This is a genomic window from Streptomyces sp. NPDC021115, from assembly GCF_044333065.1.
Classification (GTDB): domain Bacteria; phylum Actinomycetota; class Actinomycetes; order Streptomycetales; family Streptomycetaceae; genus Streptomyces.
Window position 1 is genome coordinate 323797 of record NZ_JBIRQF010000003.1, and the last position, 10930, is coordinate 334726.

General features: G+C 73.3%; 7 protein-coding genes. 5 read left to right on the top strand and 2 right to left on the bottom strand.

All coding sequences use genetic code 11. The features are described from left to right. Window positions 1-29: 29 nt before the first annotated feature. Both ACH4TL_RS11555 and ACH4TL_RS11560 read left to right on the top strand, forming a co-directional pair. Window positions 30-4007: a type I polyketide synthase gene (locus tag ACH4TL_RS11555; protein ID WP_398318642.1), complete on the top strand. Its 3978-nt coding sequence runs from the start codon at window positions 30-32 to the stop codon at window positions 4005-4007. An 86-nt stretch (window positions 4008-4093) separates the two neighbouring features. Further along, a complete protein-coding gene (locus ACH4TL_RS11560; protein WP_398318639.1) occupies window positions 4094-4723 on the top strand; it encodes a TetR/AcrR family transcriptional regulator in 630 nt (209 codons plus the stop codon). Window positions 4724-4820: 97 nt separating this feature from the next. Here ACH4TL_RS11560 and ACH4TL_RS11565 read toward each other — a convergent pair whose 3' ends face one another. Next, complete coding sequence (locus tag ACH4TL_RS11565) at window positions 4821-5876, bottom strand: aldo/keto reductase (RefSeq protein WP_398318636.1); 1056 nt, start codon at window positions 5874-5876, stop codon at window positions 4821-4823. 193 nt (window positions 5877-6069) lie between these two features. Between ACH4TL_RS11565 and ACH4TL_RS11570 the strand changes: the two genes are divergently transcribed. Both ACH4TL_RS11570 and ACH4TL_RS11575 read left to right on the top strand, forming a co-directional pair. Further along, window positions 6070-7506, top strand: a complete 1437-nt coding sequence (locus tag ACH4TL_RS11570) for an MFS transporter (RefSeq protein ID WP_398318633.1) — start codon at window positions 6070-6072, stop codon at window positions 7504-7506. Between the two features lie 58 nt (window positions 7507-7564). After that, window positions 7565-8548: a zinc-binding alcohol dehydrogenase family protein gene (locus ACH4TL_RS11575; protein ID WP_398318630.1), complete on the top strand. Its 984-nt coding sequence runs from the start codon at window positions 7565-7567 to the stop codon at window positions 8546-8548. Window positions 8549-8652: 104 nt separating this feature from the next. On the opposite strand, the gene ACH4TL_RS11580 is transcribed toward ACH4TL_RS11575, so the two are convergent. Beyond that, complete coding sequence (locus ACH4TL_RS11580) at window positions 8653-9801, bottom strand: cytochrome P450 (RefSeq protein ID WP_398318627.1); 1149 nt, start codon at window positions 9799-9801, stop codon at window positions 8653-8655. A 327-nt stretch (window positions 9802-10128) separates the two neighbouring features. Between ACH4TL_RS11580 and ACH4TL_RS11585 the strand changes: the two genes are divergently transcribed. Then, complete coding sequence (locus tag ACH4TL_RS11585) at window positions 10129-10911, top strand: PaaX family transcriptional regulator C-terminal domain-containing protein (protein WP_398318734.1); 783 nt, start codon at window positions 10129-10131, stop codon at window positions 10909-10911. Window positions 10912-10930 lie beyond the last annotated feature (19 nt).

Here is a 10930-nt window from a genome sequence, read left to right on the forward strand (position 1 = left end):
TCATTCTCACGTCATGAAGGGGGAGCGCCGTGGAGCGCAGACGAAAGACGGACGACACCGCACTCGCCGTGGTCGGCCTGGGGTGCCGGTTCCCCGGAGCGGCCGGTACGGACGCCTTCTGGGACCTGCTCATGAGGGGTGCCGACGCCGTCACGGGGGTCCCCGCGGACCGCTTCGACATCAGCCGCGCCTACGACCCCACGCCCGGCAGGCCGGGCCGGACCGTCTCCCGCCACGGCGGTTTCCTGGACGACGCGTTCGGCTTCGACGCCGCGTTCTTCGGCATCGCGCCCGTGGAGGCCGAGAGCATGGACCCCCAGGCGCGCCTGCTGCTGCACGTGGTGTGGGAGGCGCTGGAGGACGCGGGCCTCGTGCCGGAGCGGCTGGCCGGAAGCCGCACCGGCGTCTTCGTCGGCCAGGCCACCGCGGAGTACGCGGAGGCCGAGGGTGCCCCCGCCGGGCCGGTGCTGCGGGACGCCGTGGGGGCGCGCATCAGGGCCGTCACCGCGGGGCGCGTCTCCCACGCGCTGGACCTGCGCGGCCCCAGCGTGGTGATCGACACCGCGTGCTCGTCCTCCCTGGTCGCCGTGCACGCGGCACGGCAGAGCCTGCTGACCGGGGAGAGCGACGTCGCCATCGCCGCCGGGGCCAACATCATCCTGTCGCCGCAGGACGCCGTCGCCTACTCCGAGGGCGGCATGCTCTCGCCGTCGGGGCGCTGCCGGTTCGGCGACGCCACGGCCGACGGCTTCGTACGGAGCGAAGGCGTCGGCACCGTCGTCCTCAAGCGGCTGGACGACGCGGTCCGCGACGGCGACCCGGTGTGGGCCGTCCTGCTCGGCTCCGCGGTCACCTGCGACGGCAGGGCCAGCGGGCTGCTGATGCAGCCGTCCGTGGACGGGCAGGCCGCGATGGTGCACGAGGCGTGCCGCAGCGCCGGAATCCGGCCGGACCAGCTCGACTACGTCGAGGCGCACGGTACCGGCACCCCGGTCGGCGACGGGGTCGAACTGCGCGCCCTGGCCGAGGCCGTGGGCGCCGGGCGGGCCAGGGACCGCCCCCTGCTCACCGGCTCGGTCAAGACCAACATCGGCCACGCCGAGGCGGCCGCGGGCATCGCCGGACTGATCAAGACGGTGCTGACGGTCCGGCACGGCGTCATCCCGGCCTCCCTCCACCTGGAGCGGCGGCACCCGCTGCTGGACGGCGAGGCGTCCGCCGTCGGCATCGTCACGGCGGCCCGGCCGCTGCCCAAGGCGGGCCCGGCGGCGCTCGCGGGCGTCAGCTCGTTCGGGCTGTCCGGCACCAACGCCCATGTGGTCGTCGGCGAGTACGTCCCCCCGGCCGCGCCGCAGCCCGCGCCCGCCCCGGCCACGGACCGGGCCGCGGAACCGGCGCCGCGGCTGCTGGTGCTCAGCGCCCGCTCGTCCGCAGCGCTGCGCCGGATGGCGGGCCGCTACGCCGCACACCTCGGCCCGGACGGTCCCGGCCGCGCCGACTCCCTCGACGCCATCTGCGCCACCGCCGCCACCCGGCGCGCCGCTCACCCCCACCGGCTGTGGGTGGTCGGCGGCTCGCACGACGACCTCGCGGACACGCTGCGCGCGCTCGCCGAAGGGCGGCCCGTCCACGACGGCGGCATCGGCGAGGCCGGGTTCGGTGAGGCCAGGCGCACCGCGTTCGTCTTCGCCGGACAGGGCTCGCAGTGGGCCGGAATGGCACGGGACCTGCTGGAGGCGTCCCCCGCCTTCCGGGCCGAGATGACGGCGTGCGACCGGGCGATCCGCGACGAACTCGGCTGGTCCGTGGTCGAGTTGCTGCGGGACGCCACTACGCCGTTCCCCACCGGGGTCGCCACCGTCCAGCCCGCCCTGTGGGCCGTCCAGGTCTCCCTGGCCGCCGCCTGGCGGGAGGCCGGGGTGGAGCCGGGGCTGTGCCTCGGCCACAGCATGGGGGAGGCCGCCGCCGCGTATGTGTCCGGCGCGCTGAGCCTGCGGGACGCCGCCGCGGTGATCTGCCGCCGCAGCAGCCTGATGGAACGGGCCGCCGGACGGGGTGCCATGCTCGCCGTCGAACTCCCCGCTCGGCAGGCCCGGGACGTCGCCGCCCGCTACGGGGACGCCGTCTGCGTGGCCGCGGAGAACGCGCCGTCCGCCTGTGTGCTGGCCGGTGACCGTCAGGCGCTGACCGACATCGCGGCGGGCCTGGAGGAGCACGGGGTGCTCACCCGCATGGTCCGGGTCGACGTGGCCTCGCACTCACCCGCCATGGACCCGCTCCTGGACGAGCTGGGCGCGCGGCTGAGGGACCTCGCACCGGCCGGGACGCGGACCGGCATGCTCTCCACCGTGCACACCACCCCGGTGCGCGGCCCAGAACTCGACGGCACCTACTGGGCGGAGAACCTGCGCCGCGTCGTGCGGTTCGCGCCCGCGGTGCGTGCGGCGGCCCGCGCGACCGGGACCGTGTTCGTCGAGGTCGGCCCGCACCCCCTGCTCGTCACGGCGGTGGAGGAGACGCTCGCCGACGCGGACCTGGACGGTGCCGCCGTCGGCACGCTGCACCGCGACTCCGACGGCAGGACCGACCTGCTGCGCGCCACCGGGCGCGTCTTCGCCGCGGGCGGGGCCGTGGACTGGACGGCGCACTACGGCGAGGGCCACCGGGTGGTGCCGCTGCCCGCCTATCCCTGGGACGCCGTACGGTTCCGGCGCGAGCCGCGGCGGCCGGAGGGCGGAACGCGCCGAGCGGCGCCGTACGTCAAGCGGCTCGACTCCGCCGCCTGGGCGGCCGACACCTGGGGTGGCGGCATCCGGGTGCGGGGCGTGGCGCCCGTACCCCCGGCCGTCTACTGCGCCACGATGCTGGAGGTGGCGCGCGAGGCCGGTCACGAGGAACCACTGACGATACGTCAACTGTATCTCGGCGACGAGCCGTTGCTGCTGGACGACCTTCCCGGCGCCGACCTCCGGGTGTCCCTCACCGCTCCGGGGGCCGACCCGGCAGAGGGCCTGCGGGCCGTGGTGGAATTCCGCGCCTCCGGGGACACGGAGTGGCGGCGGGCCGCCGCGGCGCGGCTGGTCGCGGGCCGGGAGGAGGGCCCGCGCGACGCCTCCTGGGCGCTGGACTCGGTGCTGGACCGGTGCCGCGACCACCGGTCGGCGGACGAGTTCCGCGCCCTCGCCACCCGGCGCGGGTTCACCGTCGGGGAGCCCTTCCGCGCGGTGGAGCGGCTGTGGCGGGGAAGCGGCGTGGTGGCCGCCCGGATGCGGCGGCCGATGGTGGCGGGACCGGCGGTCTGGGAGGCGGGCCTGCTGCCGCTGCTGGCCGCCCTGCCCCCGGTGGCGCCGGGCGCGGATGGCCGCCCGTACGTTCCCGCGGCCATCGAGTCCATACGGCTGCTGGCCGGGCTGCCGGACGACTTCTGGACGCTGTGCCGGTTCACCCCCGAGCGCGGGGAGCGGCCGGCGCGCGCCGATGTGCGGATGGTCGACCAGGACGGACAACTGCTCGCGGAGTTCTCCGGGATACGGATGCGGCGGCTGGGGCCCGGCCGGGAGGCGGGTGCCGCGACCGGCGGCCCGGCGCTGCGCGCGGCGCGGCGCGGGGCGGCGCGGTTCGCGGCGGAGGTGCGGGCCCGGACGGTGCCGCTGGGCTCCCGGCTGTCCCGGCTGCTGGCCGCGCGCACCACCACGTCCCGCCCCGCCCGCGCCGCGTCCCGGCCGACCCGCCCGCCGCGTCCCGCGTTCGAGCCAGGGCGTGCGGACTCCCGGCGCGACTCCACCAAGGCGCTGCCCGCCGCGGCCGCCGCCGTGCTGGGGATGCCGCTCGGCGACCTCGACCCCCGCAGGCCGTTGCGCGACGTGGGGCTGGACTCGCTGATGGCCGCGCGGCTCGGGCAACAGCTGCGCCGAGAACACGGCATCGAGGTCACTGCGGGCCGGCTGCTGGGCGCCGAGAGCCTGGAAACCCTGACCCGCAGTCTGACGGGCGGCGCGCGGGGATGACAGAGCAGAACGATGACCAGAAGTCATTGTTAGACTGTGGTATAAGAAAGTCGGGGGCTGGCCTCTAGGGACGGAGACGGATCGATATGGACTCAACGGCGTCAGTGGCGCCGCCCGCGGGTCGCCGGGAGCGCAACAAGCAGCGGGTCAAGGAACGGCTGTACACGGCGGCTTTGGAACTCTTCAGCGAGAAGGGTTACGACCAGACCTCCATCGACGACATCGCGGAGCGTGCCGATGTGGCGCGGGGAACCTTCTTCAATTACTTCCCCCGCAAGGAAGATCTCATCGGCGCCTGGAGTGAACGGCGGCGGGCGAAACTCATGACGCACCTCGCGGAGACCCGGTCCTATGGGGCCGGTGCCGTCGCACAGCTGAAACAGTGCGTGTCCGTTCTGGGGCGGATCAACGAGGAAGAGCGTGACCTCACGGTGGCCATGCTCACCGCTTGGGTCAAGGCGGGGCGTCCGATCCAGGAGGACCCGTATATGGCCGACATCTTCTCGGAGATCGTGGAAACCGGGTGCCATACCGGGGAACTGGCCGAGAATCTGTCGTCGAACCTCGTGGGAAACGTGCTGCGCGATCTGTATCTCGGGGCGCTCTACCGCTGGTGCTATCAGCGCGGTCCCGCTGACGCCGGATCGCTGAACGACGAACTCCAGGAAGTCCTGGGCCATCTGCTCGGCGGCATCACGGATTCCTCCCGACGCTGAAGCGACCCGGCGACCCGGCGACCCGGAAATGGCGGCGGCGCGCCGCCGTGCGGTGAAATCCGCTCGGCGGCGCGCCGCGTTTCTGCCTGCCGAACCCTCAGGCTCCGCGCTGCCGCGCGGGCAGACGCCGCAGAGAGGCGTCGGCGAAGTGCGGGGGAGTGTAGTCGGCGTCCGACGGATTGAGGTCGGTACCCGGAGCCACCAGCGCGTCCAGCCGGTCCAGTACCGCGTCGTCCAGCGTCACCTCCGCACCGGCCAGCAGATCCGTCAGCTGCTCGACGGTCCGCGGCCCGATGATGACCGACGAGACGGCCGGATGCGTCAGGACGAAGGCCAGCGCCAGGTGGGACACCGGGTGCCCGCACTCGTCCGCCAGCTCGACCAGCTCCTCGACGACGGCCAGCTTGCGCGCGTTGCCCGGCAGCGCCTGGTCGAACTTGTACGGGATCATGTCGCTGCGGAACGAGCCCAGTTCGCCGATGCCGTCGCCGTGCCCCTTGCGGAAGCGGCCGGTCAGCCAGCCGCTGGCCAGCGGGCTCCAGGTCATCACACCCATGCCGTACCGCTGCGCGGTGGGCAGTACCGACCGCTCGACACCCCGCATGAACAGCGAGTACGGGGGCTGTTCGGTGTGGAACGGCACATGGCCGCGGCGCTCCGCCGTCCACCGGGCCTCCACGATCTGCTCGGCGGAGAAGTCGGACGACCCGATGGCCATCACCTTCCCCTCCCGCACCAGATCGGACAGCACCGACAGCGTTTCGTCGATGTCCGTGGACGGGTCCGGCCGGTGAATCTGGTACAGGTCGAGGTAATCCGTGCCGAGGCGGCGCAGACTGTTCTCCACGGCCCGCCTGATCCAGCGGCGGGAATTCCCGCCGTGGTTGGGGTCGTCGCCCATCGGAAAGTGCACCTTGGTGGCCAGCACCACATCGTCCCGGCGCCCCTTGAGCGCCTTCCCGACGATTTCCTCGCTCTCGCCCCCGGCGTACATGTCCGCGGTGTCGATGAAGTTGACGCCGGCGTCGAGCGCGGAGTGCACAAGACGCACGCAGTCGGAATGATCGGCGTTACCCCACGACCCCAGCATCATGGTGCCGAGACAGAACCTGCTGACGGATATCCCGGTCGATCCCAGAGATGTCCTGCGCATGGATTTCCTTGCACCTCATTCGCGTTTGGAGAGAATGCGGTCTCAACTCGCGGCGGGTCGTTGCGCGCCGCCGCCGCAGGGAGTCTGACACGGTTTTCCGCGGTCGGCGGAAGATCCCACGGAAGGCGTGAGTCCGGCGTGAGCGGGCCATGAGTGGAGGCGTACACAGTGGTGGGTACACGGGGTGAGCCCCGTGCCGGAACACTGCCTCCACCGCGAATTGGATGTGATGATGCGTCGCGTCGGGACGCTGCTGCTGCCACTGGTGGCGGTCTTTCTCGTTCCCTTCACCCTGACCGGCGCTTCGGTGGCGCTCACCGACATCAGTGAGCAGCTGGACGCGAGCCTGGCCGCCACCCAGTGGGTGGTCAACGCCTACAGCGCCACCTTCGCCGGATTCATGCTGATCACCGGGGCCCTCGCGGACCGGCTCGGTCGCCGCCGGGTCTTCGTGTCCGGGGTGGCCCTCTTCGCGGTGTGCGCGCTGATCAGCGCCGTCGCCCAGGACATCGTGGTGCTGGACGTGGCGCGGTTGATCTCCGGGATCGGCGCGGCCGCGACCACCACGGGCGCCAGCGCCGTGCTCGCCGAGGCGTTCACGGGCTCGGCCCGGTCCAAGGTGTTCGGCCTGTTCGGCACCACGATCGGCATCGGCCTGGCCTTCGGGCCGACGCTGGCCGGGCTGCTGGTGGACACCTGGGGCTGGCGGGCGGCGTTCGCGCTGCCCGGCGTCATCGGCCTGCTCTGCGTCGCCTTCTACCGCTCCCTCCCGGCCTCCCGGCCCGCCACCGCGCGCGGACAGCTGGACCGGGCGGGCGGCACCCTGTTCACCCTGGCCCTGCTGCTGCTCATCTTCGCCCTGGTCGAGGGCCCCGAACTGGGCTGGGGCAGCGCCGCGGTGGCGGGCTCACTGGTCGCCTCGGTGCTGCTGTCCGGGGCGTTCGTGGCCGTCGAGCGAAGCGTCGCCGAACCGCTGCTGGACTTCCGGCTCTTCGGCACCGGCCGCTTCCTGGGGCTCTGCCTGGCCGTGATCGCGGTGGTCGGGCTGTTCGGCCCGCTGCTCACCTACCTGCCCGCCTACTTCCACGCCGTCGCGGGCATGAGCACCGGCGAGGCCGGACTGTCCATGGTGGCCCTCACCGGCCCGGTCCTGTTCATCCCGCTGGTCTGCGGGGCGCTGGTCCGCTGGGTGCCCGGCTCGGTGCAGGTGGTGGCCTCGCTGGTGCTGGTGGCCGCCGGATCGGCCTGGCTGGCGACGGGTTCCTCGCTGCTCCCGGCGCTGGTGGTGACGGGCATCGGCGTGGCCGTCGCGCAGGGTCTGCTCGACGGACTCGCGGTCGACGCGGTCCCCGCCGAACACGCCGGGGCCGCCGCGGGCACCTTCAACACCGCGAAGCTGACCGCGGAGACGCTGGGCATCGCCGTCGTCGGTGCCGTCCTGGCCGCCCGTACCGGAGGACGGCTGTCCGGCCCGCGGTTCCCCGAGGCGCTCCACCTCACGCTGTGGATCTTCGCCGGGCTCTGTCTGGTGTCCGCCGCCGCCACGGCGCTGCTGCTGCGGCCGAGGGCGGCGAGGCCCGCCACCGAGGCGCCGGAGGGCGAGCGCGACCCCGAGGCCGTCGCGACCTGAGCGCGCCCCGTCTGACGTACCTTTGTTGATTTCTGTTGCTTATGAGGAGTGACCTGCCATGCACGCTGTGACCATTCCCCGCTTCGGCGGACCCGAGGTGCTGGAGTACACCGAGGCCGAGGCGCCGGTGCCCGGTCCCGGTCAGGTCGCCATCGATGTGACCCATGCCGGGGTGAACTACGCCGAAATCCTGTTCCGGCAGGGCGCGGTGGACGTTCCGCTGCCGTACGTACCCGGTATCGAGGCCGCGGGGCGCGTCCGCGCGCTCGGCGACGGGGTCACCGGGCTGCGGGTGGGCCAGCCGGTCACGGCCCTCACCATGACCATGGGCGGCGGCTACGGCACGGTCGCGGTGACCGACGCCCACCTGGTCGCCCCGCTGCCGGACGACGCCGACCGCGCGCTGATGGCCGCCGTCCCCTCCAACAGCACCACCGCGTGGCTGGTCCTGGGCGAGGTGGCGCGGCTGCGTAAGGGGGAGCGGGTGCTGGTGCACGCCGCCGCGGGTGGCGTGGGCAGTCAGCTCGGCCAGGTGGCCCGGCTGCTGGGCGCGGGCCAAGTCGTGGGCACGGTGGGCTCACCGGAGAAGATCGAGGCCGCGACCGCCTTCGGCTACGACAAGGTCGTCCTGCGCGACGACCTGCCCGGGGCCGTGGCCGGTCTCACCGACGGGCGGGGCTTCGACGTGGCCGTCGACCCGGTCGGCGGCGCGGCCCGCCGGGCGAGCCTCGACGCGCTGGCGCAGGGCGGGCGCCTGGTCGCCATGGGCAACGCATCGGGCGCGGACGACGTCCCGTTCAGCGCGAACGAGCTGTGGTTCAGCGGCAAGGGCGTCCTCGGCTTCAACCTCGGCGCGCTGAGCGGTGAGCGTCCCGAGGCCGTGTCCGCCGTGCTGCGGCAGGCCGTCGGCGCCGTCCTCGACGGCGATCTGCGCGTGGACGTCGGCCAGGTGCTGCCGCTGCGGGACGCCGCCGAGGCCCACCGCCGCATCGAAAGCGGTCGCACCACGGGCAAGCTGGTGCTGGCGTTGGCGCAGGAGTGATCTGCCCCAGGTGACAGCCACCGATGACACCGATGGCCCCGGCCCCCTCCCCCGAGGGCCGGGGCCATCGGCCGTCCTCGAACCGCGAACCGCACCCTGCCGGTTCAGGGACGCAGCACGACCGGCAGCTCCTTCAGTCCGTTGAGGCCCAGGGCCGGTACGCGGGCGACGGGCCGGTCCACGAGGGTCAGCCCGGGATACGTCTCGAACAGCCGCCGCAGGGCGATCTCCGCCTCCAGCCGCGCCAGCGGCGCACCGGGGCAGCGATGCGCACCGGCCCCGAAGGCGAGGTGCCCGGCGGCGCTGCCGGACGCGTAGCGGCCGGGGTCGAACCGGTCAGGCTCGGCGTACGCGTGGGGGCAGCGCTGGATCGCCGGGAGCGGGACGAACACCGCCTCCCCCTTGGCGACGACGGTCCCGTCCACCTCGATGTCCTCCGTGGCGTAGCGGAACATCACATGGCGGGCGGGGGACTCCCAGCGCAGGGCCTCCTCCACGACATCCGGCCACGGGTCCTCGCCCGCCTCCTGCCGGGCGCGCGCCGTGGCCAGCGCCTCGGGGTGGGTCAGCAGGCCCCTGACCGCGTGGCAGATCAGATTGACGGTGGTCTCGTGCCCGCCGATGACGGTGACCACCAGATTGCCGATGACCTCGGCCTCGGTGAGTTCCCCGGCGTCCAGCGCGGTCACCAGGTCCATGGTGAGGTCGTCCCGGTCGCCCCCGGCGCGCTTGCGCTCGATCAGCGAAATCAGGGCGGTGGGGAAGCGCCGCCCCACGGTGCCCGTGATCTCCTCGACGCTCGCCTCGGAGTTCATCGCCGCCATCGACAGCTCGTGCAACTCCTCGCGCAGCGTCCCCTCGTCGGGCACGCCGAGCAGCAGACAGATGACGTCCAGCGGCAGCGGCAGGGCGAAGTGGCGCAGCAGATCTGTCTCCTGCCCGGACGGCACGGCGGCCAGACCGGACAGCAGCCGCCGGATGACTGCCTCGACCCGGGGGCGCAGCGCCTCCACCCGGCGCGGGGAGATGGCGCGCTGGACGGGGCGGCGCAGCCGGCGGTGGGTGTCGCCGTCGGTGGTGAGCAGCCCCTTGCCCTCCACGATGAACAGCAGCGGCCAGTCGGCGGGGATCAGGCCCTGCCGGTACGCCGCCCAGTGCTGGATCTCCTTGGCGAACCGCGGATCGGTCAGTACCCGCAGGCCCGCCTCGCGAGTGGTCACCGCCTTGGCCACCACGCCACCAGGGAGCGCCACGGTGGCAACCGGCCCTGCCGCTCTGAGGGCTGCCCCTTCGCCTCCGTGGAGGTCGGCCGGGGCGGGCTCGATACGAACGTGTGCTGTCGCGTCCATTGCTGTTGCTGTCCGTTTCTCGCATCGGCCAACGCATGCGCCGGCGGGCCGGGTTCGCCGACTGGGCTGAGGGGAGGGGGAGTTACCAGGGTGAGCAGATTGTAGTGTCTCGGCTACGGAAAGCAATAGTGGGTGGCTCGCGACAGCATGTTCCGGACCATGATCCGGAGGAGTGCGCGTACCGTTGGCTGCGTGACCACTGCTGATGCCGCCCCCCGGCCCCAGTCGCTGATGCTCACGTTCCTGGGGGACTGGGTGCTGGGCCGGGACGTGTGCGTGTACTCGGGGAGCGTCATCGACCTCTTCCGCCGCGCCGGTGTCGGCGAACACGCGACCCGCTCGACGCTCACCCGCATGGTCGGCCGTGGCCTGCTGCGGCGGCAGCGCGAGGGGCGGCGCATGTACTTCGGGCTCACCGAGCGCTCGGAGGCGGTGCTGCGGGACGGCGAGGCCCGCATCTGGCAGACCGGGGCCGTCAACCGCGCCTGGGACGGCACCTGGACCCTGCTCGGCTTCTCGCTGCCCGAGTCCTGGCAGCGCCAGCGCCACGACCTGCGCTCGCAGCTCACCTGGAACGGCTTCGGGCCGCTGTTCAGCGGGCTGTGGATCGCCCAGGGCGAGGTCGACGTGGTCCCGATCCTCACCGAACTGGGCCTGGCCGCGCACGTGAAGGTGTTCCGCGCCCACGCCGACGCGGGCATGGACATCGGCGCGATGATCGAGGAGACCTGGGAACTGCCCGCGCTGGCCGGGCGGTACGAGGAGTTCGTACGCCGCTGGCAGCCCCAGGAGCACACGTCCCCCATGGACGACGAGGCGCTCGTGGCGCGGCTGAGGCTGTCCACCGAGTGGCTGCGGATCATCCGGCAGGACCCCCGGCTCCCGGTCAAGCACCTGCCCGACGCCTGGCCCGCCGAGCAGGCCGAGAAGACGTTCCGCGCGGTCCATGAGCGCCTCACGCCCGGCGCGCGCACGGCGGCGAAGCGCCTGCTCGACCTGATGCCGGTGCGCTAGCCGCAGTCCGGAACGCCCC